The organism is Aeromicrobium sp. NPDC092404 (genome assembly GCF_040684095.1).
Classification (GTDB): domain Bacteria; phylum Actinomycetota; class Actinomycetes; order Propionibacteriales; family Nocardioidaceae; genus Aeromicrobium.
The window spans coordinates 1,737,219-1,755,697 of record NZ_JBFBFI010000001.1 but is presented as its reverse complement, the minus strand read 5'-3'; the positions used below and the strand labels follow the sequence as shown (position 1 = coordinate 1,755,697).

General features: G+C 71.0%; 22 protein-coding genes. 13 read left to right on the top strand and 9 right to left on the bottom strand.

Features of this window, described 5'->3' with window-relative positions; translation table 11 throughout:
• Positions 1 to 6: 6 nt before the first annotated feature.
• Positions 7 to 957: a serine/threonine-protein kinase gene (locus AB0N22_RS08920; protein ID WP_364638348.1), complete on the top strand. Its 951-nt coding sequence runs from the start codon at positions 7 to 9 to the stop codon at positions 955 to 957.
• Here the strand turns inward: AB0N22_RS08920 and AB0N22_RS08915 are convergent.
• Complete coding sequence (locus AB0N22_RS08915; RefSeq protein WP_364638345.1) at positions 954 to 2,870, bottom strand: VWA domain-containing protein; 1,917 nt, start codon at positions 2,868 to 2,870, stop codon at positions 954 to 956. The genes AB0N22_RS08920 and AB0N22_RS08915 overlap by 4 nt on opposite strands.
• A gap of 109 nt (positions 2,871 to 2,979) precedes the next feature.
• Between AB0N22_RS08915 and AB0N22_RS08910 the strand changes: the two genes are divergently transcribed.
• On the top strand, positions 2,980 to 3,483 hold the full coding sequence (locus AB0N22_RS08910; protein WP_364638343.1) for a DNA-binding protein: 504 nt from the start codon (positions 2,980 to 2,982) through the stop codon (positions 3,481 to 3,483).
• A 28-nt stretch (positions 3,484 to 3,511) separates the two neighbouring features.
• Here the strand turns inward: AB0N22_RS08910 and AB0N22_RS08905 are convergent, their stop codons facing one another.
• Genes AB0N22_RS08905 through AB0N22_RS08885 form a run of 5 tightly spaced genes read right to left on the bottom strand, consistent with a single transcriptional unit; the run spans position 3,512 to position 6,894 of the window.
• Complete coding sequence (locus tag AB0N22_RS08905) at positions 3,512 to 3,733, bottom strand: hypothetical protein (RefSeq protein ID WP_364638340.1); 222 nt, start codon at positions 3,731 to 3,733, stop codon at positions 3,512 to 3,514.
• Between the two features lie 44 nt (positions 3,734 to 3,777).
• On the bottom strand, positions 3,778 to 4,371 hold the full coding sequence (locus tag AB0N22_RS08900) for a nucleoside triphosphate pyrophosphatase (RefSeq protein WP_364638337.1): 594 nt from the start codon (positions 4,369 to 4,371) through the stop codon (positions 3,778 to 3,780).
• Positions 4,368 to 5,039 (bottom strand): hypothetical protein, encoded by a 672-nt coding sequence (locus tag AB0N22_RS08895; protein ID WP_364638335.1) that lies wholly within the window; start codon positions 5,037 to 5,039, stop codon positions 4,368 to 4,370. The genes AB0N22_RS08900 and AB0N22_RS08895 overlap by 4 nt, the downstream gene beginning before the upstream one ends.
• Before the next feature lie 2 nt (positions 5,040 to 5,041).
• Complete coding sequence (locus AB0N22_RS08890) at positions 5,042 to 5,305, bottom strand: acyl-CoA carboxylase epsilon subunit (RefSeq protein WP_364638332.1); 264 nt, start codon at positions 5,303 to 5,305, stop codon at positions 5,042 to 5,044.
• The gene (locus AB0N22_RS08885) at positions 5,302 to 6,894 is read right to left on the bottom strand and encodes an acyl-CoA carboxylase subunit beta (protein ID WP_364638329.1); all 1,593 of its coding nucleotides are present in this window, start codon (positions 6,892 to 6,894) and stop codon (positions 5,302 to 5,304) included. Before AB0N22_RS08885 ends, AB0N22_RS08890 begins: the two co-directional genes overlap by 4 nt.
• A gap of 51 nt (positions 6,895 to 6,945) precedes the next feature.
• Between AB0N22_RS08885 and AB0N22_RS08880 the strand changes: the two genes are divergently transcribed.
• From AB0N22_RS08880 to purE, 5 genes are read left to right on the top strand one after another with little or no spacing between them, the layout of a single operon-like run.
• Positions 6,946 to 7,755 (top strand): biotin--[acetyl-CoA-carboxylase] ligase, encoded by an 810-nt coding sequence (locus AB0N22_RS08880; protein WP_364638326.1) that lies wholly within the window; start codon positions 6,946 to 6,948, stop codon positions 7,753 to 7,755.
• A 12-nt stretch (positions 7,756 to 7,767) separates the two neighbouring features.
• Positions 7,768 to 8,280, top strand: a complete 513-nt coding sequence (locus AB0N22_RS08875) for a PH domain-containing protein (RefSeq protein ID WP_364638324.1) — start codon at positions 7,768 to 7,770, stop codon at positions 8,278 to 8,280.
• Positions 8,267 to 9,256, top strand: coding sequence for an adenylate/guanylate cyclase domain-containing protein (locus AB0N22_RS08870; RefSeq protein WP_364638321.1), 990 nt, complete (start codon positions 8,267 to 8,269; stop codon positions 9,254 to 9,256). The genes AB0N22_RS08875 and AB0N22_RS08870 overlap by 14 nt, the downstream gene beginning before the upstream one ends.
• A gap of 9 nt (positions 9,257 to 9,265) precedes the next feature.
• A complete protein-coding gene (locus AB0N22_RS08865; RefSeq protein WP_364638318.1) occupies positions 9,266 to 10,393 on the top strand; it encodes a 5-(carboxyamino)imidazole ribonucleotide synthase in 1,128 nt (375 codons plus the stop codon).
• Entirely contained in the window at positions 10,386 to 10,901 is a 516-nt protein-coding gene (gene purE, locus AB0N22_RS08860) for a 5-(carboxyamino)imidazole ribonucleotide mutase (RefSeq protein ID WP_364638316.1), read from the top strand. The genes AB0N22_RS08865 and purE overlap by 8 nt, the downstream gene beginning before the upstream one ends.
• Positions 10,902 to 10,904: 3 nt before the next feature.
• On the opposite strand, the gene AB0N22_RS08855 is transcribed toward purE, so the two are convergent.
• Positions 10,905 to 11,525 (bottom strand): pyridoxamine 5'-phosphate oxidase family protein, encoded by a 621-nt coding sequence (locus AB0N22_RS08855; protein ID WP_364638313.1) that lies wholly within the window; start codon positions 11,523 to 11,525, stop codon positions 10,905 to 10,907.
• 9 nt (positions 11,526 to 11,534) lie between these two features.
• The gene (locus AB0N22_RS08850) at positions 11,535 to 12,128 is read right to left on the bottom strand and encodes a hypothetical protein (protein ID WP_364638310.1); all 594 of its coding nucleotides are present in this window, start codon (positions 12,126 to 12,128) and stop codon (positions 11,535 to 11,537) included.
• A 95-nt stretch (positions 12,129 to 12,223) separates the two neighbouring features.
• Between AB0N22_RS08850 and AB0N22_RS08845 the strand changes: the two genes are divergently transcribed.
• Both AB0N22_RS08845 and AB0N22_RS08840 read left to right on the top strand, forming a co-directional pair.
• Positions 12,224 to 13,384 (top strand): acyl-CoA dehydrogenase family protein, encoded by a 1,161-nt coding sequence (locus AB0N22_RS08845; protein ID WP_364638307.1) that lies wholly within the window; start codon positions 12,224 to 12,226, stop codon positions 13,382 to 13,384.
• A 53-nt stretch (positions 13,385 to 13,437) separates the two neighbouring features.
• On the top strand, positions 13,438 to 14,340 hold the full coding sequence (locus AB0N22_RS08840; protein ID WP_364638304.1) for an aminoglycoside phosphotransferase family protein: 903 nt from the start codon (positions 13,438 to 13,440) through the stop codon (positions 14,338 to 14,340).
• Here the strand turns inward: AB0N22_RS08840 and AB0N22_RS08835 are convergent.
• Positions 14,337 to 14,921, bottom strand: coding sequence for a TetR/AcrR family transcriptional regulator (locus AB0N22_RS08835; RefSeq protein ID WP_364638301.1), 585 nt, complete (start codon positions 14,919 to 14,921; stop codon positions 14,337 to 14,339). The genes AB0N22_RS08840 and AB0N22_RS08835 overlap by 4 nt on opposite strands.
• Before the next feature lie 55 nt (positions 14,922 to 14,976).
• Between AB0N22_RS08835 and AB0N22_RS08830 the strand changes: the two genes are divergently transcribed.
• From AB0N22_RS08830 to AB0N22_RS08815, 4 genes are read left to right on the top strand one after another with little or no spacing between them, the layout of a single operon-like run.
• Positions 14,977 to 15,927 (top strand): DUF2867 domain-containing protein, encoded by a 951-nt coding sequence (locus AB0N22_RS08830; protein ID WP_364638298.1) that lies wholly within the window; start codon positions 14,977 to 14,979, stop codon positions 15,925 to 15,927.
• A gap of 28 nt (positions 15,928 to 15,955) precedes the next feature.
• Positions 15,956 to 16,633, top strand: a complete 678-nt coding sequence (locus tag AB0N22_RS08825; protein WP_364638295.1) for a VOC family protein — start codon at positions 15,956 to 15,958, stop codon at positions 16,631 to 16,633.
• Between the two features lie 36 nt (positions 16,634 to 16,669).
• Positions 16,670 to 17,731: a succinyl-diaminopimelate desuccinylase gene (dapE, locus tag AB0N22_RS08820; protein WP_364638292.1), complete on the top strand. Its 1,062-nt coding sequence runs from the start codon at positions 16,670 to 16,672 to the stop codon at positions 17,729 to 17,731.
• On the top strand, positions 17,728 to 18,465 hold the full coding sequence (locus AB0N22_RS08815; protein ID WP_364638289.1) for a TIGR00730 family Rossman fold protein: 738 nt from the start codon (positions 17,728 to 17,730) through the stop codon (positions 18,463 to 18,465). Before dapE ends, AB0N22_RS08815 begins: the two co-directional genes overlap by 4 nt.
• Positions 18,466 to 18,479 lie beyond the last annotated feature (14 nt).

Below are 18,479 nucleotides of genomic sequence, written 5' to 3'. Positions count from 1 at the left end.
TCCCGCGTGGGAGAGGTCTTCGCGGGGCGCTACGAGCTCGTCGACGTGCTCGATGCCGGCGGCATGGGCACGGTGTGGCGGGTGTGGGACCTGCGCGACCGTACGTACCGGGCGGCCAAGATGCTGAGCCAGTCAGATGGCGCGTCCCTCCTGCGATTCGTGCGGGAGACCGCCACGCGGATCGAGCACCCCCACGTCGTCGCGCCGACCGGTTGGTCGGCCGAGGACGACCGGGTGCTGTTCGCGATGCCGCTGGTCGCCGGCGGGTCGATCGCAACCCTCGTGGCGGACTACGGCCCGCTGCCTGCTGCGTTCGTGCAGGCGATCACCATGCAGCTGCTGGACGCCCTCGCCGCCGTGCACGACGCCGGGATCGTGCACCGCGACGTCAAGCCGGCCAACCTGTTGCTGGACCCGACCGGGACCGGTGAGCCGCACCTGCGGCTCTCCGACTTCGGCATCGCCGTTGCCCTCGACGAACCGCGACTGACCCGGGCGAGCGACATCGTCCACACGCCGGGCTATGCGGCCCCGGAAGTGCAGCGCGGCGCCGACCCCGATCCGCGGCAGGACCTCTACTCCGTCGGCATGGTGCTCCAGGAGCTGCTGACGGGGGCTCGGCCCGGTGGTCCACCGGTCGTGCTGGACGGCCCCCTCGCGATGTTCCAGCGACGACTGAGCGACCCGGACCCGGCAGCACGACACCCGTCCGCCGCTGCGGCGCGGGCCGAGCTCGCGACCATCCGGGTCGGTGAGCCCGACGGCGAGCCCGTCGAGGTGTTCGACCACCTGCCGGAGCTCCCGGTCGGATGGGGCACGGACGGACCGGCGGGCCCTGCACGTCAGGCTGCGACGCGGCAGCCACTCACGCGACGGACGCGCCTGCGGCTGGTCGCCGGTGGGCTGGCGGCGGCCGGGATCGCGCTGATCGCGGTCGCCGCCGCCCTGCTCGGCTAGTCCGCGACCCGGGACCGGCGCAGCACGACGACCGCTCCGCCGACGAGCAGCGCGCCCAGGAGGCCCAGTCCGACCGGCAGCAGCGGAAGACCACCGTCGTCGTCCTTGGCGCCGGCCTCGTCCTTGCCGGCCTCGTCCGCCGGCGCATCGCCGTCGCCCTGGTCGTCGGACGGCCGCTCGACCAGGCGGGAGTCCGCCTTCGGCACGAGCAGGCCGTCGGTGTCGGCGTACTTCGGCTCGCCCTCGCCCGCGGCTCCGTTCGTCCTGAGCGTCAGGGTGTAGGGCAGGTTGGCCTCGTCGCCGCGCACGTTGTAGGTGACCTGGACGTAGCGCAGGCCGGCCACCGACGCGCCCTGGACGTCCGGGCTGGTGGAGCCCCGGTTGAGGAAGCCGATGGTCTGGCTCTGGGCGCCGGTCCGGAACGTCGGCGTCCCCTGGAGGTTGGCGAGCGGGGCGTCCTCCCAGTCGGCGGGGGTGTTGCCGTAGAACGAGACGGCGCCGCCGTCGCGCACCGGGCCGATGATGCTGACGTCGATGCCGCTGCCGACGCCGCCGGCCTCGATGACGTCACGGGTCAGCCTGGCGTCGAGCTGCGCCTGCACGTTCTGGCCCCAGTCGAGCGGGACCGCGAAGACCTGCGACTCGCCGGGGTTGAGGTCACCGGCGTACGTGCCGTCCGCCACGACCGGCGCGTTCGCGATGCTGGTGCCCGGCACGACGTCCTGCGGGGTCGAGGGCTCGAGGGTCGTCCACTCGGGCTCGGCAGGAGCGGCGGCCTGGTCGCGTCCGGTCCGGTCGGCCAGGGGCGGCTCCTCGTACACGGCGATCTCGATCGGCCGGCCGGCGATCTCGGCACCACCGACACTCGCGTCGAGCGTGGCCACGATCTCCTTCGCGGTGTTGCAGGGGTCCTTCGGATCGGGCTGCCAGGTCATCCCGCTGCCGTAGAGGATCGGGTCGCGCACGCCGATGCCGTTGCCGAACCCCGACGCGGTGCCGCACGAGGCCGGGGACGCGTCGGTCCCGCCGGGGAACAGCTGCATCTTGACGCCGTTGCCCGCGCTGCCGCCGACTCCCTTGAGCGTCACGCCGACATGGATCGTCGACCCGGGGGCCGTGCGTGGGATCCGGTAGGAGACGGACCCCGAGGCCGGGATGCGGTCGAGGTACTGCCCGTTGCCCAGGGTCGGGGCCGACGCGGGATCGGCGGTGCCCTCGACGGGCTCGCCGGTCAGGTCGAACGGACGAGACGCGCGGGTCGAGGAGACCGTGAGGCTGTCAGTGAGCGACTCCGCGTCGTCGGCGTCGTAGTAGGTGCCGTTTCCGGCGTCGGCGATGCAGCGCAGCTGGTTGCGCGCCTTGCCCGACACGTCCAGGCCGACGACGTCGATCTTGAGGTCGATGCCGTCCTCGGACAGGTCCTTCGCGACCTTGCACGGATCGGGGTCGCACGTGGGCTCACCGTCCGAGACCAGCACGATCGTGCGCTGGCCCTCGCCGCCCAGGTCCTTGCCGGCCTGCTGCAGCGCGTAGCCGATGGGAGTCTCGCCGTACGGCTTGTAGGTCGACACGGCCTTGCGCAGCTCGTCGCGGTTGTCGGCGGCGAGGTCGACCACGCGCTGCGAGTCCTTGCACGCACCAGCGTCGTCGCGGGAGAAGACCTCGGCTCCGTACACCCGAAGGCCGACGACCTGATCGTCGGGCAATGACGAGATGACGTCACCGAGGGCCTGCTTGGCGGCGGCGATCTTGGTCTGCCCGCCGGCCGCCTTCTCCTTCATGGAGCCGGACGAGTCGAGCACCAGCATCATGCGGCCGGTCGGGTCGGACTCGGCGGCGGCCGACGGGACGGCCGGGACGAGGGCGAGCAGGACGGTCGAGGCCAGCACGGCGGCCGTGGTGGTGCGAAGCATGGAGTCCCCCGGTAGTTGATGTTTGCAAAAGCAAATGCACGACGACTCTCGTACACGCTTGCGGGATGTGTCAAGATGAACTGTTTTTGCGAACGCAAACCGGAGGCGGATGATGGAGGGACGCGCGGCCCAGGCGGAGATCTACGGCGAGCCGCTGGGGGACATCCTCAACCGGTGCGGCCGCGCCCTGGGGCTCAACCAGTCGCAGCTGGCCCAGGTCCTGGGGATCTCGGCCCCCATGCTCTCGCAGCTCATCAATGCCCGCCGGGTCAAGATCGGCAATCCTGTGGCCGCGCAGCGACTGCAGGTGATGCACGACGCGGTCGACGCCGTCGAACGGGGCGACCTCGACCCGCAGGCGGCGTTGGCCCGCATCGCCCTGGTGCACGGTGGCGGCGACATCCTGACCACGCGCCGCTCGACGCGCGACGAGGCGCTGACCGAGCTGCAGGACCTGTTCCGGCGGGTGGCGAGCGCATCGGACCACCTGGCCGCCGCGGACCGCCTGGCGGACGCGTACCCCGAGATCGCCGAGATGCTGCGGATCTACGGCGCGGGTCGTACCGACGAGGCGCAGGCGCACCTGGCCCGGCTGCGCGGAACCACAGGCTGAACCTGGTCCGAGCACGGCTGGACGGGACCTACAGGTTGGTCATCTTGGCGCAGGGCAGCGGGATGTGCTTGACCTCGTCGCCGAAGTCGACCTGGGCCGACTGGGTGCCCTGGAGGCTGACGATGCGACCGAGCCCGAACGTGTCGTGGGAGACGCGAGCACCGACTTCGTACACCTCGTTCACGACCTCCGGACCGGCCTGGAAGGGACTGGATGCGTGGTAGCGGCGTCGCCGCGGTGAAGTTGCCATCGTCCGTCCAGTCTCCCACTGTTTCGGGGCACTGGCCAACGCTTTCATGCCTTGGGCAGCGTCCAGAGGTCCGGCCAGGCGATCCCGAGGTCGCCCACGAGCTCGCGCAGGAGCGGGAGCGAGAGGCCCACGACGTTGTGGTGATCGCCCTCGATCGCGGTGATGAACGCACCTCCGAGGCCGTCGATCGTGAAGGCCCCGGCGACCTGCAGCGGCTCGCCCGTGGCGACGTACGCATCGATCTCGGCGTCGGTGATGTCGGCGAAGTGCACGATCGTCGACGCGGTCTCGACGAACTCCTCGTCGCCCCGGCGCACGCAGTGACCGGTGTGCAGGACGCCGCTGCTGCCGCGCATCCGGCGCCACCGGCCGGCGGCCTCGACGGGCCCTGCCGGCTTGCCGAAGATCTCGCCCTCGAACGCGAGGACCGAGTCGCAGCCGATGACCAGGGCGTCAGCTGCGACCTGCTCGGCGACCGTGCGGCACTTCATCTGTGCCAGCGCGGCGGCCAGGTTGGCGGCGTCGGTCGAGGTGATGCGCTCCTCGTCGACACCGGAGACGATCACCTCCGGCTCGATCCCGGCGGCGCGCAGGGTCGCGAGCCGGGCGGGTGAGGCCGAGGCGAGGACGATCCTCATCGCAGTGCTCCCTCGTCGTAGCGGTTGCGGACGACCTCGAGCGCCGGCTCGGCGAGCAGGTCGTCGATCAGCGCGCTGCTGCCGCCCACCCCGGTCCACGTGCCGTCGATGCTGGTCGTCACGAACCAGGCGTGGTCGGCGGGCCACATCAGGTTGGGACTGTTGATGTCGCGGGGCACCCCGGCGCCGAACGAGGCCGCGCCCCACTGGCCGGCCTCGGTGATCGGCCCGGCGAACAGGAAGTGCGGCTCGCCGAGGATGTCCAGCGTGGGCCCGTCCATCACACTCTGGGGGAACGCCGGCGGCACGGGAGGCCGCGGCTTCTCCTTGGTGAAGAGCCGTCCGGGCCAGCGGACCGGGCCGGCGAACGCCGTCAGGAACTGGGCCGAGTCGCCGCCGTGGATGTCGCCGTAGCCGTTCCACAGCGCGAAGAAGCAGTCGGCGGGGGTCGTCGTGTGCCTGGCCAGGACACCGGTCAAGGCCGACAGCAGGTCGTCGTCGAGATGGCCCTCGTAGCGGTCGCCGTGGCCGGGATTCATCTCGCTGTGCAGCACCCGCGCGTACGCCTCGAAGCCGGACGGTCCGAGATGCGCGCGCAGGACGGGCGAGGCGTCGTCGTCGACGAACCAGTCGGCGGGCGACAGGTCCGCCAGCGGCCGCAGGGGCATCGTCAGCCGCCGTACGCGGAGCGGTGCCACTGGCCCGGGCCGACCCGGTGCGGCGTGCGAGCCATCCGGGCCGGATGTCCCCACTGGGAGCGTGCCTTGGGCTTGCTCCCTGCAGCGGCATGGGCCGCCGCGGCGTTGCGGGCGGCGACGACCGCCACGAGCGCCGCCAGCTCCTCCGCGGTCAGGTCGCCCTTGACGACGCGGAGGATCGGCCGGTGCGCGGCCTCGACGGTCTCCGCCGTGGGCTCCGGGCTCTCGTCGGTCACAGCGGGATGTTCCCGTGCTTCTTGGGCGGCAGCGTCTCGCGCTTGGTCTTGAGCAGTCGCAGCGCCTTGACGACCTCGGCGCGGGTCTGGGCCGGCTCGATGACCGCGTCGACGTAGCCCCGCTCCGCCGCGAGATAGGGGTTGCAGAGCGTGTCCTCGTACTCGGTCATCAGCTCGGCACGCTTGGCCTCGGGATCGTCGGCTGCCGCGATCTCCTTGCGGTAGAGGATGCCGACGGCTCCCGACGCGCCGACGACGGCGATCTGGGCGGACGGCCAGGCGATGTTGATGTCGGCGCCCAGGTGCTTGGACCCCATGACGTCGTAGGCGCCGCCGTACGCCTTGCGGGTGATGACGGTGACGAGCGGGACGGTCGCCTCGGCGTACGCGTAGATGAGCTTGGCGCCGCGGCGGATGATGCCGTCCCACTCCTGGCCGGTGCCGGGCAGGAAGCCGGGCACGTCGACGAAGGTCAGCACCGGGATGTTGAACGCGTCGCACGTGCGCACGAAGCGGGCGGCCTTCTCGGACGCGTCGATGTCGAGGCAGCCGGCCAGCTGCATCGGCTGGTTGGCGACGACGCCGACGCTGCGGCCCTCGACGCGGCCGTAGCCGATGATGATGTTGGGCGCGAACAGCGGCATGACCTCGAGGAAGTCGCCGTCGTCGAGGACCGACTCGATGACGGTGTGCATGTCGTACGGCTGGTTGGCCGAGTCGGGGATCAGCGTGTTGAGCGCGAGATCGGTGTCGGTCGGCTCGAGGTCGGCCACCTCGTCGTACGGCTCGGGCTCCTCCATGTTGTTCTGCGGCAGGTAGGAGATGAGCGCCTTGACGTACTCGAGCGCGTCCTCCTCGTCGGCGCCCATGTAGTGCGCGTTGCCGGACTTCGTGTTGTGCGTGCGCGCGCCGCCGAGGTCCTCCATCGTGACGTCCTCGCCGGTGACCGTCTTGATGATGTCGGGGCCGGTGATGAACATGTTGGAGGTCTTGTCGACCATCACGACGAAGTCGGTGACCGCGGGGGAGTAGACGTGACCGCCGGCATTGGTGCCCATGATCAGGGAGATCTGGGGGATGACGCCCGACGCGTGCACGTTGCGCTTGAAGATCTCGCCGTACAGACCGAGCGAGACGACACCCTCCTGGATGCGCGCACCGGCACCCTCGTTGATGCCGATGATGGGGCAGCCGGACTTGATCGCCAGGTCCATGACCTTGGTGATCTTCTCGCCGTACACCTGGCCGAGGCTGCCGCCGAAGATCGAGAAGTCCTGGCTGAACACGCACACCTGACGGCCGTCGATCGTGCCGTAGCCGGTGATCACGCCGTCGCCCAGCGGGCGGTTCTCCTGCAGCCCGAACGCGGTGCTGCGGTGCCGGGCCAGGGCGTCGAGCTCGACGAACGAGCCCTCGTCGAGGAGGTCCTCGATGCGCTGGCGGGCGGATCCGCGGCCCTTCTTGGCCTGCTTCTCGGCAGCGCGCTCGGCCATCTCGACCGTGGCTTCTTGCTGGCGTCGCTGGAAGTCCGCGAGCTTGCCGGCGGTCGTGTGGAGCTCGGGGTGGGCTTCGATCTCTTGTTCGGTCACGGGGGTCAGCGTAACGATCAGAGGCCGGGACCGGTATGTGAGTCTGTTCTCATGCCCTACAGCGACCTCGACCGACCGCCGCTCGACGCCAACGCCCTGCGATCGGCGCTGACCGGGCCCGACCGGTTCTGGACCGACGTCGTGGTGACCGCGCAGACCGGCAGCACCAACGCGGACGTCGCCGCGGCGGCCCGCGCCGGGGCGCCGGAGGGGACCGTGCACACGACCGACCAGCAGACAGCGGGCCGCGGCCGGCTCGACCGTGCCTGGGAGTCACCAGCAGGCTCCGGCATGATCGTCTCGGTGCTGCTGCGCCCCGATGCGGTGCCTGCCAACCGATGGGTGTGGCTGCCGCTCCTGGTCGGCCTGGCCGTCGACGCGACCGTGCACGAGTGTGGGGTCGAGTCGGGGCTCAAGTGGCCCAACGACGTGCTTGTCGACGGCCGCAAGATCGCCGGCATCCTGCTCGAGCGGGTCGACACGCCGCTGGGCTCGGCGGCGATCATCGGGGTCGGGCTCAACGTCTCGCTGCGTCGCGAGGAGCTGCCGGTCGACACTGCGACCTCACTGCTGCTCGAGGGCGCGACCGAGACCGACCGCACGATCGTCCTGCGCGGCTTCCTGCGCAACCTCGAGGCGCTCTACCGCGCGTGGGCCGCGGCCGGCGGCGATCCCGGGTCGGGCATCCGCGAGTCGTACGTCCGCCGGTGCGTCACCCTGGGCACGCGGGTCCGCGTGAGCCTCCCCGACGGCGGCGCGCTCGAGGGCGAGGCGACCGGCATCGACGATCTCGGCCGGCTGCTCGTCGACGGCCAGGCCATCAGCGCCGGTGATATCACCCATGTCCGGCCGGCGACATGAGAAAATGAACCCATGACCCTCCCCCGCAAGCTGATGATCGACGGCGAGCAGATCGTCGCCACGACCCGCACCCACGTCAAGGTGCTCATCATCCCCTTCCTCGTCCTGCTGGCGCTGTCGGGCATCGGGGGGTTCCTCATCAACCAGGTCGGCGACTCCGGTGACGGCATCCCGCGCTGGATCGTCGTCGCGGTCATGCTCGTGCTGATCCTGCTGGGCTCGGTCATCCCGTTCATCAAGTGGTTCACCTGGACCTACACCCTGACCAACAAGCGCATCGTGGAGCAGAAGGGCATCCTGACCCGCACGGGCCGGATCATCCCCTTGAGCCGCGTCAACGACGTGGCGTTCGAGAAGAACCTCAACGACCGCATCCTCGGCTGCGGCACGCTGATCATCCACGACGCCAGCGAGCAGGCCGGCCTCCAGCTCAAGGACATCCCCAACATCGAGGCGTTCCACCGCACCGTGTCCAACCTCGTGTTCGAGAAGCACGACAAGACGGCGAGTGATGAGTCGGTCTGAGCTCCGCGACGAGCTGGCGCGCCTGATCCTGGGCGGCGAGCTGACCCTCACCAGTGCGGAGGTCGCCGACAAGGGCGGACTGAGCCTCGAGGACGGGCAGCGCCTGTGGCGGGCGCTCGGCTTCCCCGACACCGGTGACGCCATCGCGTACGGCGAGACCGACGTGTCGGCGATCGCGACGGTCGCGGCGTCGATCGAGTCGGGCGTGCTCGACGAGGAGACGGTCTTCCGCATCACCCGTGCGCTGGGCACCACGATGTCCCGGCTGGCCGACTGGCAGGTCTCGACCCTCGTCGACCAGGTCGAGCTCGACGTCCAGGGCGGCAAGGCCAAGAGCCGCCTCGGCGCGGCGGTCACCCTGGCCACCGGAGCAGCGCCCGGGTTCGAGCAGCTGATGATCTACGCGTGGCGGCGCCACCTCGCCGCCGCGGCGGCGCGCATCGAGGCGCTGGGCGCGGCCGACGAGGAGCTGTTGTCGACGGTCCTGACGGTCGGCTTCGCCGACCTCTCGCGCTTCACGTCCTTGGCGAACGAGCTGGACGACTCGACCCTCGGTGCCCTGGTCGAGAACTTCGAGACCCGGTGCACCGACATCGTCACCGCGCACGGCGGTCGGGTCGTCAAGACGCTCGGCGACGCCGTCCTGTTCGTGATCGGGGACGCGCCGGAGGGCACGCGAACGGCGCTCGACCTGGTCTCTCAGATCTCGTCGCGCGACGACATGCCCGACATCCGGGTGGGCCTGGCCACCGGGTCGGCGATCAGCAGGCTCGGCGACGTCTTCGGCCCACCCGTCAACCTCGCGGCGCGCCTCTCGCACGTCGCCCGCAGCAACCGCGTGCTCGTCGACGAGGCCACCGCGGCGACCCTCGGCGACGAGTTCGACACGCGGACGCTGCCGCCCCGGCCGCTGCGCGGGTTTGGCAACGTCTCGCCCATCACGGTGACCGAGCGTCGCGGCTTCCGGTCCCGATAGGCTGACGCCGTGCCTTCTCCCCAGCTCGCGATCGTCGGCGGTGGCCAGCTGGCCCGGATGATGCAGCAGGCCGCGATCGGCCTCGGTGTCCGCATCCGCCTGCTGGCCGAGGCGCCCGACGTCTCGGCGGCGCAGGTCGTGCCCGATCACGTGGTGGGCGACTACACCGATCTCGAGACCCTGCGTACCGTCGTCGCCGACGCGCCGGTCGTCACGTTCGACCACGAGCACGTGCCGCCCGAGCACCTCCAGGCGCTCCAGGCCGAGGGACACGCGTGCCGGCCCGGCCCCCACGCCCTGCTGTACGCCCAGGACAAGGCCGAGATGCGCACCCGACTCGAGGCGCTCGGCGCACCGTGCCCCCGCAACGCGACCGTCTCGTCGGCCGACGACCTCGTCGCGTTCGGCTTCCCTGCGGTCCTCAAGACGACCCGCGGCGGCTACGACGGCAAGGGCGTGTGGGTCGTGCGGTCGGCCGCCGACGCGCAGGAGGCCTTCGCCTCGGGGCGACCGCTGCTGGCCGAGGAGCTGGTCGACTTCCGCCGTGAGCTGGCCGCGCTCGTCGCCCGGTCGCCCTCCGGGGAGGTGCTGGCCTACCCCGTCGTCGAGTCCCGGCAGGCCGACGGCGTGTGCGCCGAGGTCATCGCCCCGGCGCCCGACCTCGACCCCGAGCTGGCGGCCGAGGCCAGAGCCCTGGCCGAGCGCATCGCGACCGAGCTCGACGTGACCGGGATCCTCGCCGTCGAGCTGTTCGAGACCGCCGACGGCCGCCTGCTGGTCAACGAGCTCGCGATGCGACCCCACAACACCGGCCACTGGTCGATCGACGGCGCCGTCACGAGCCAGTTCGAGAACCACCTGCGCGCCGTCCTCGACCTGCCGCTCGGCGCGACAGACCCGCGGGCGCCGTGGTCGGTCATGGTCAACATCCTCGGTGGCGCCGTCGAGGACCTCGAGGCGCAGCGCGCTGTGGTGCTCGGCGCCGAGCCCGACGTCAAGATCCACCTCTACGGCAAGTCCGTCAAGGCCGGCCGCAAGGTCGGGCACGTGACGGCGTACGGACCCGATCTCGACGACGTGCTCGCCCGGGCGCGCCGTTCCGCCGCACTGCTCACCGATGGAGTGACCCATGACTGATTCGCCCCGTGTCGGCATCGTGATGGGATCGGACTCCGACTGGCCCACCATGGAGGCCGCGGCGACGGCGCTGACCGAGTTCGGCATCGCGTACGAGGCCGACGTCGTCTCGGCCCACCGCATGCCCGACGAGATGCTGGCCTACGGACGTGACGCGCACGGTCGCGGCCTCGAGGTCATCATCGCCGGGGCCGGGGGAGCGGCCCACCTGCCGGGCATGCTCGCCGCCGTGACGCCCCTGCCGGTCATCGGCGTGCCGGTCGCGCTCAAGCACCTCGACGGCATGGACTCGCTGCTCTCGATCGTGCAGATGCCCGCCGGGGTCCCGGTGGCGACGGTCTCGATCGGCAACGCCCGCAACGCCGGCCTGCTCGCGGTCCGCATCCTCGCGGCGGGCGACGGGGAGCTGACCGACAGGATGCTCGCGTTCCAGGCCGAGCTCGTTGACATCGCCCGGGCCAAGGGCGACCGGATCCGCAATCCCGGCAGCGGCGCGGGGTTCCGCTGACCGTCAGGTCGTGTAGAGCCTCTCGGCGTACTGCTCGCCGTAGTAGGCCTCGATCTCCTCGAGGGGGTCGTCGGGCCGCTCGAGGGACTTGGCGATGCGGGCGCGGCTCGGCACCGCCTCGGGGTGCCAGGTCTCGGGGTCCCACAACGCGGAGCGCAGGAAGGCCTTGGAGCAGTGGAAGAAGATCTGCTCCACCGCGACCTCGAGGATGACCGCCGGACGGTGTCCCTTCACGACCATCCGGTCGGCGTAGGGCGCATCGGCCAGGAGCGTGGCGCGGCCGTTGACGCGCAGCGTGTCGCCACGTCCGGGGATGAGGAAGATCAGGCCGACGTGCGGGTTCTGCAGGATGTTGGCGAACCCGTCGGCGCGCCGGTTGCCGGGACGCTCCGGGATCGCGAGCGTCGTGTCGTCGAGGACGAGCGCGAATCCCGCAGGGTCGCCCTTGGGCGAGACGTCGCACGTGCCGTCGGCGTCGGAGGTCGCGACGAGGCAGAGGGGCGAGGCCGCGATCCAAGCACGGTGCTCGGGCAGGAAGGCATCGGAGTCCTTGTCGAGGGTGCGCTGCAGCGGCACGCCCAGCAGGTCCTGCAGCTGGCTGGGGCTGGTGATCTCGGTGCGCATGTCGCGAATCTACCCGCGGACGTACGACGTCAGGGCCGTGAGTGTCGGCGTCGCCGGGGACGAGGCGAACCCGAAGTGCACGGGCGGCTCGACCGGGCACAGCGCGCCGAGCTCCTCGCCCTCCCAGGTGGCTCGCGCGTCGACCAGGCGGCGGACGTCCTTGGCGGCGTACCACTCGGTCCGGCCGTTTCCCGCTGATCCGTGCGTGCGCACGCCTGGCATGACCAGGCCGGCAACCGGGCTGCACATCTTGGCCCAAGTCTCGGTACGACGGAGGCCCGGTGGCACCAGGCCGAGCAGGGGAGCGACCCAGAGACGCGGGCCGGGGGTGAAGCGCAGCTGGAGCGATCTGGTGTGGACGGACCACTCGTCGCCCTGCTCGACCGACACCGGCTCGACGCGCACGTCGTCGAACGCGTAGACCGATGACACGAAGTCGGCGACGGCCTGGCGCGCGGCCAGCAACGTCCGTCGTCCCGAGGCGTCCTCGACCATCACGTCGGCGAACGGGCCGAACGGGCTCTCGTCCCAGACGCCCACGACGAGGCGCACGCCGGATGACGTCCCGAGCCCGGCGATGTGCCCGGTGAAGGAGCTGGTCATGTCGCCAGTGTGTCCGATGCCACGAAAGGATTGGTCGGAGGCGGCTCGAGGGGACGATACGATTAGTTGGTCGTCCTACTATCGGGAGTCCACACGTGTCCGACCTGTTCGTGCTGTCCGAGGAGCACCAAGCCATCCGCGAGGCGGTCCGCGCGGTTGCCGGGGCGAAGATCGCGCCGTTCGCGGCGGACGTCGACGAGCACGCCCGCTGGCCGCGCGAGGCCGCCGAGGCTCTGCTGGCTGCCGACTTCCACGCGCCGCACGTGCCGGAGGAGTACGGCGGCGCCGGTGCCGACGCCCTCGCGACGGTGCTGGTGATCGAGGAGGTCGCGCGTGTCGACGTGTCCGCCTCGTTGATCCCCGCGGTCAACAAGCTCGGCTCGCTCCCGCTGATGATCGCCGGCGACGAGCAGCTCAAGAAGAACTACCTCTCCCGCCTGGCCCATGGCGAGGGATTCTCCTACTGCCTGTCCGAGCCCGAGGCCGGCAGCGATGCCGCCAACCAGAAGACCCGCGCCGTGCGCAGCGGCGACGACTGGGTGCTCAACGGCGTCAAGCGCTGGATCTCCAACGCCGGCGAGTCCGAGTTCTACACCGTGCTGGCGGTCACCGACCCCGACCAGCGGACGAAGGGGATCTCGGCCTTCGTCGTCGAGAAGTCTGACGAAGGCGTGTCGTTCGGCGCGCCGGAGCGCAAGCTCGGCATCAAGGGCTCTCCGACGTGCGAGGTCTACCTCGACGACGTCCGCATCCCTGCCGACCGGATGATCGGTGCCGAGGGCACGGGATTCGCCACTGCGATGAAGACCCTCGACCACACCCGCGTCACGATCGCCGCCCAGGCCGTCGGTGTCGCGCAGGGCGCGCTCGACTACGCGCTCGGGTACGTCCAGGAGCGCAAGCAGTTCGGGCACCCGGTCAGCGACTTCCAGGGCCTGCAGTTCATGCTCGCCGACATGGGCATGAAGATCGAGGCGGCACGGCAGCTGACGTACGCCGCGGCCGGCCGGTCGGAGCGCGGCGACAAGGACCTGACCTTCTTCGGGGCCGCGGCCAAGGCGTTCGCCTCGGACACCGCGATGCAGGTCACGACCGATGCGGTGCAGCTGCTCGGCGGCTACGGGTTCACCCGCGACTACCCGCTCGAGCGGATGATGCGCGACGCCAAGATCACCCAGATCTACGAGGGCACCAACCAGGTGCAGCGCGTCGTCATGGCCCGCCAGCTCCTCGCCGGGGTGCAGAGCACGCTCTGACGGTGCCGGCAACGGCCGCCGGCGCAGCTAGGGGCGCGTCCTAGGCTCGGCTCGTGAGCCTGTTGCCGTTCGAGCTGCCGCAGTCGTTCCTCGCGATCGCCGACCGCGACGAGCAGTGGGCGGCCTGGGTCGACAGCGTGCCGCGCATCGTGCACGACCTGATCGCCGAGTGGGACCTGGCGGTCGACGGCGAGCCGATGCACGGCTGGACGTCGCTCGTCGTGCCCGTACGAGCACAGGGTCGGCCCGCCGTGCTCAAGGTCGCCTGGCCGCACGAGGAGTGCCAGCACGAGATCCTCGCGCTGCAGCACTGGCACGGTCGGGGTGCGGCGCTGATGCTCAGGGCCGATCCGCGCCGCAACGCGATGCTGCTCGAACGGCTCTCGACCCGGGACCTGATGCACGTCGACGACCTCGAGGCGTGCGAGATCATCGGCGGTCTCTACGCCCGGTTGCACGTCCCGGCGCCACCGCAGCTGGTGCCGCTTAGCTCCTACATCCGGCGCCACACCGCCGACCTCGAGCGGCTGCCCAGGGACGCGGCGGTTCCGCGCCGAATCGTCGAGCAGGCCGTGCATCTCGGGCGAAGCCTCGTCGACGACCCCGCGACCGACGGCACGCTGATCCACGGCGACCTGCACCACCAGAACGTCCTGGGCGGTGGCCGGGAGGCCTGGCTCGCGATCGACCCGCAACCGGTCTCCGGCGATCCTCACTACGAGGTCGACCCGGTGCTGTTCAACCGCTGGGACGAGATCGTCGCGTCTGGCGACATCCGCGCGGCCGTCCGACGCCGGTTCCATGCGGTCGTGGACGCCGCCGGACTGGACGAGGAGCGGGCCCGCGCCTGGGTCGTCGTGCGTGAGGCACACAACGCCATGTGGGCGATCGAGGACGGTGACGACCCGGATCGGGTGACGATGGCCGTCGCGATCGTCAAGGCCGTGCAGGACTAGGCCGCCAGCGACTCGACGACACGGTCGACGTACGCCGTGAAGGCCGTGCCCTTCGGCAGGCGGTCCGGGGTCGCATGGGCGAGCTGCGCGTGCCCGAGATAGGCCGTGTACGCCAGGAGCGCCCGGTCGCGCGCCTCGTCCGAGGTCAGCCCGCGCTCGGCATACAGCGCCTCGAGGGTCGACATGCGCCGCCGAGTGACCCGGGCGAGCACGGGAGCGACGAGGGGATGACTCGCGTGCGGCTGGAGCGCGAGCTCGATCGCGCCCGCTCCGGGCGATGCGACGACGGCGCTCAGCACGATGCGCAGCAGCAGCCGGAGCCGGTCGTCGTCGTCACGCGCGCGGTCGATGGCGGCGATGACGCCATCGGTGTCGCGCCGTTCCCACAGCGCCAGGGCTGCGGAGACCAGGTCGTCGCGGCCTGAGAAGTGCCAGTAGAAGCTGCCCTTGGTCGCGCCGAGCGTCTTCGCGATGGGCTCGACCGCGACCGCGGCCAGGCCGTTGCGCTCCAGCGCGGCGAGCGCGGCCGCGCTCCAGTCGTCAGCAGTGAGCGGCGTGCGCGAGCTCTTGGCAGGAGTCATGACCGTACGCTACCGTATGGACATCCTCCATACGGAGGCGTATGGAGGAGCTGTCATGGTGGTCAACGTGCACGAGCGGCTCGTCCCGGCCTCGGCGTCGCGGGTCGGAGCGTTCCTCGACCGCGTCGGCGGCCCCGACGACCTCTGGTGGCCGGCGCCGGCCTGGCCCGCGATGGTGCTCGAGGCGCCGCTGGCCGCCGGGGTCCTGGGCGGTCACGGGCCCATCCGCTACCGGGTGACCGAGCACGTCCCCGGCCGGTCGGTCGTGTTCACCTTCGACGAGCGGGTGGGACTCCGTGGCACGCATCGCTTCGACGTCGTCCCGCGCGACGAGCGGTCGTGCGTCGTGCGGCACGTGATCGAGGCGCGTACGACCGGGGCCATGCGCCTGGTGTGGCCCCTCGCGATGCGGTGGCTGCACGATGCCCTCGTCGAGGACCTGATGGACCGGGTCGAGACCGAGGCAGGTCACCCACCGGCGCGGCCGGCCCGCTGGTCGTGGTGGGTGCGCCAGGTCCGCCGGGCGACACGCCCGCGTGCCACCGCGGTGCCGGTGCCGTCCACCGCGCTGCTCGCGCAGGCACTGCCCCAGGTCGACGCCTCGGACGCGTTCGCGGTGCCGTTGCCGAAGGGAGCGACCCGCGACCCGCTCGTCTGGGCCGACGCCGTGTTCCACCAACCACCGGTCTGGGTCGCATCCTTGATGGCCGCCCGCCAGGCCGTGGTCCGCCTCGTCGGGATCGACCGGGCGGGCAGCGAGGTCTTCGACCCGGTCGCCCGCACCGACGACGAGGTGCTGCTCGGCATCGACCAGAGCCATCTGGGCTTTCGCGCATCGGTCCTGTGCGAGCCCGAGCGGGTCGTGGTCAGCACCGTCGTCAACCTGCACAACCGGCGCGGGCGGCTCTACTGGGCCGTCGTGCGCCGGCTGCACCCCGCTGTCGTCCGCACCATGCTGCGTCGGGCGGCGGCTCGGGTGCCTCGGGAGACGGCGACCGCTCGCTGACCGCCAGCCGTTGTGGCAGGCTGAATTCATGCCTCTCGTGAGCTACAAGGCGCTGTGCATCGACGCCAACGACGTCTCGGCGGTCCAGGGCTTCTGGGCCAACACGCTCGGCTACGAGCTCGAGGTGCTCGACGACGGGGACGCCGTCCTCCGGGGCGAAGACCCGGGCGAGGAGCTCTGGGTCAACCTCGTGCCCGAGCCGAGGACCGTCAAGCACCGGGTGCACCTCGACGTCCGGGCCGAGTCGCTCGAGCCGTTCGCCGGCCTCGAGCAGGTCACCGGCGACGGCGAGTTCGCGTGGACGACGTTCCTCGACCCCGAGGGCGGCGAGTTCTGCGTGTTCACCTACGACGAGCCGCCGGCCAAGCGGCTCAAGGACGTCGTCGTCGATGCTGCCGACCACCGTGGGATCGCGCAATGGTGGGCCGACGTGATCGGCGGGTCGCTCGGCCACGACGGCGACCACTACTCGCACCTCGACGACGTGCCCGGGTCGCCGCTGGAGTCGTTCGACTTCGTCCCGGTGCCCGAGCCCAAGACGGTCAAGAACCGCATCCACTGGGACGTGACGCTGCTGCCGGGATCGAGCGTCGACGACCTGGTCCGGGTCGGCGCGACGGTGCTCGAACCGGCGACCGCCGAGCGTGAGTGGACCGTCATGGCCGACCCCGAGGGCAACGAGTTCTGCGTCTTCCCGACCGCGTGAGCCTGTCGCCTCGGTGCCGCGTGGTGGAATGAACCCGTGCCCGAACTCGACCTGACCACCGACGTCGTCAGCCTCACCGCCGCACTCGTCGACATCGCTTCGGAGAGCCTGGACGAGCAGGCCATCGCCGATGCCGTCGAGTCGGCCCTGCGGCCGCTGGCCCACCTCGAGGTCGTGCGCGACGGCCACACGATCGTCGCGCGTACGCACCTGGGCAGGGCCGAGCGCGTGGTGATCGCAGGTCATCTCGACACGGTGCCCGCCAACGGCAACTTCCCGTCACGGCTCGAGGGGGACATCCTCCACGGCCTGGGCACCTGCGACATGAAGGGCGGCGTGGCGGTCGCCCTCCTGATGGCCGCGACCGTCCCGGACCCGGTCCGCGACGTCACCTACGTCTTCTACGACGGCGAGGAGATCGCCGCGGAGCACAACGGTCTGGGCCGACTGGCCCGCGAGCGCCCCGAGCTCTTGGCCGGCGACTTCGCGATCCTCATGGAGCCGTCCAACGCCGGCGTCGAGGCGGGTTGCCAGGGCACGATGCGGGTCGACATCCGGACGACGGGCGAACGCGCCCACAGCGCCCGCGCCTGGATGGGCAGCAATGCGATCCACGCCTTGGCGCCGGTGCTGGACGGCCTCAACGCGTACGTCCCCAGGCAGGTCGACATCGACGGCCTGACCTATCGCGAGGGGCTCAACGCGGTCGCGATCAGCGGCGGGGTCTCCGGCAACGTCGTGCCTGACGAGGCGGTCGTGACGGTCAACTTCCGCTTCGCGCCCGACCGCACCGAGGAGCAGGCGCACCAGCACCTGCAGGAGACGTTCGAGGGCTTCGGGTTGACGGTCACCGACTCCGCGCCGGGTGCCATGCCGGGCCTGTCCCACCCGGCCGCAGCGGCCTTCGTGGCGGCCGTCGGCAGCGAGGTGCACCCGAAGTTCGGCTGGACCGACGTCGCGCAGTTCACGATCCTGGGCATACCGGCGGTCAACTACGGACCCGGTGACCCGATCTACGCCCACAAGGCCGACGAGCACGTTCCTGTCGAGCACCTGCATCGGGTGCGCGACCGACTGGAGAGATGGCTGACCACATGACGACTGACAGTCCCCGGCCCGACCACCGCAAGGGTCCGGTGAGGCTCAAGGGCGCGCAGCGACCGACGAGCACGACCGACCAGCGGCTGCTGGACTCGCGCGGCCCGACGGACTGGGTGCACACCGACCCGTGGCGGGTGCTGCGGATCCAGGCCGAGTTCGTCGAGGGCTTCGGAGCGCTGGCCGAGCTCGGTCCGGCGGTGAGCGTCTTCGGCTCCGCCCGCACCCAGCCGGACGACCCGATGTACGAAGCCGGTCGCCAGATCGCCGCGAAGCTGTGCGGCGAGGGCTACGCGGTCATCACGGGGGGTGGCCCCGGCGCGATGGAGGCGGCCAACCGTGGCGCGAGCGAGTGCGGCGGCGTCTCGGTCGGCCTCGGCATCGAGCTCCCGCACGAGCAGGGCATGAACGAGTGGGTCGACCTCGGCATCAACTTCCGCTACTTCTTCGTCCGCAAGACGATGTTCGTCAAGTACGCCCAGGGCTACGTCGTGCTGCCCGGTGGGTTCGGCACGATGGACGAGCTGTTCGAGGCGCTGACCCTGGTGCAGACCCAGAAGATCACGTCGTTCCCGATCGTGCTGTTCGGCACGGAGTACTGGGGCGGCCTGATCGACTGGCTGCGCACCACGATGCTCACCGACGGCAAGATCGGGCAGCCCGACATCGACATGCTGCACCTCACCGACGACGTCGACGAGGCCGTGGCCTGGTTCGTCGCGAAGGACGCCTGACCCACCCCGCGATT

Bases quoted from the DNA above. Each gene is read 5' to 3' on its own strand.
- purE (WP_364638316.1), top strand. From the start codon at position 10,386: ATGACTGATTCGCCCCGTGTCGGCATCGTGATGGGATCGGACTCCGAC.
- AB0N22_RS08825 (WP_364638295.1), top strand. From the start codon at position 15,956: ATGCCTCTCGTGAGCTACAAGGCGCTGTGCATCGACGCCAACGACGTC.
- AB0N22_RS08910 (WP_364638343.1), top strand. From the start codon at position 2,980: ATGATGGAGGGACGCGCGGCCCAGGCGGAGATCTACGGCGAGCCGCTG.
- AB0N22_RS08855 (WP_364638313.1), bottom strand. From the start codon at position 11,525: ATGCGCACCGAGATCACCAGCCCCAGCCAGCTGCAGGACCTGCTGGGC.
- AB0N22_RS08870 (WP_364638321.1), top strand. From the start codon at position 8,267: ATGAGTCGGTCTGAGCTCCGCGACGAGCTGGCGCGCCTGATCCTGGGC.
- AB0N22_RS08880 (WP_364638326.1), top strand. From the start codon at position 6,946: ATGCCCTACAGCGACCTCGACCGACCGCCGCTCGACGCCAACGCCCTG.
- AB0N22_RS08835 (WP_364638301.1), bottom strand. From the start codon at position 14,921: ATGACTCCTGCCAAGAGCTCGCGCACGCCGCTCACTGCTGACGACTGG.
- AB0N22_RS08815 (WP_364638289.1), top strand. From the start codon at position 17,728: ATGACGACTGACAGTCCCCGGCCCGACCACCGCAAGGGTCCGGTGAGG.
- AB0N22_RS08900 (WP_364638337.1), bottom strand. From the start codon at position 4,371: ATGAGGATCGTCCTCGCCTCGGCCTCACCCGCCCGGCTCGCGACCCTG.
- AB0N22_RS08915 (WP_364638345.1), bottom strand. From the start codon at position 2,870: ATGCTTCGCACCACCACGGCCGCCGTGCTGGCCTCGACCGTCCTGCTC.
- AB0N22_RS08850 (WP_364638310.1), bottom strand. From the start codon at position 12,128: ATGACCAGCTCCTTCACCGGGCACATCGCCGGGCTCGGGACGTCATCC.
- AB0N22_RS08875 (WP_364638324.1), top strand. From the start codon at position 7,768: ATGACCCTCCCCCGCAAGCTGATGATCGACGGCGAGCAGATCGTCGCC.
- AB0N22_RS08830 (WP_364638298.1), top strand. From the start codon at position 14,977: ATGGTGGTCAACGTGCACGAGCGGCTCGTCCCGGCCTCGGCGTCGCGG.
- AB0N22_RS08895 (WP_364638335.1), bottom strand. From the start codon at position 5,039: ATGCCCCTGCGGCCGCTGGCGGACCTGTCGCCCGCCGACTGGTTCGTC.
- AB0N22_RS08905 (WP_364638340.1), bottom strand. From the start codon at position 3,733: ATGGCAACTTCACCGCGGCGACGCCGCTACCACGCATCCAGTCCCTTC.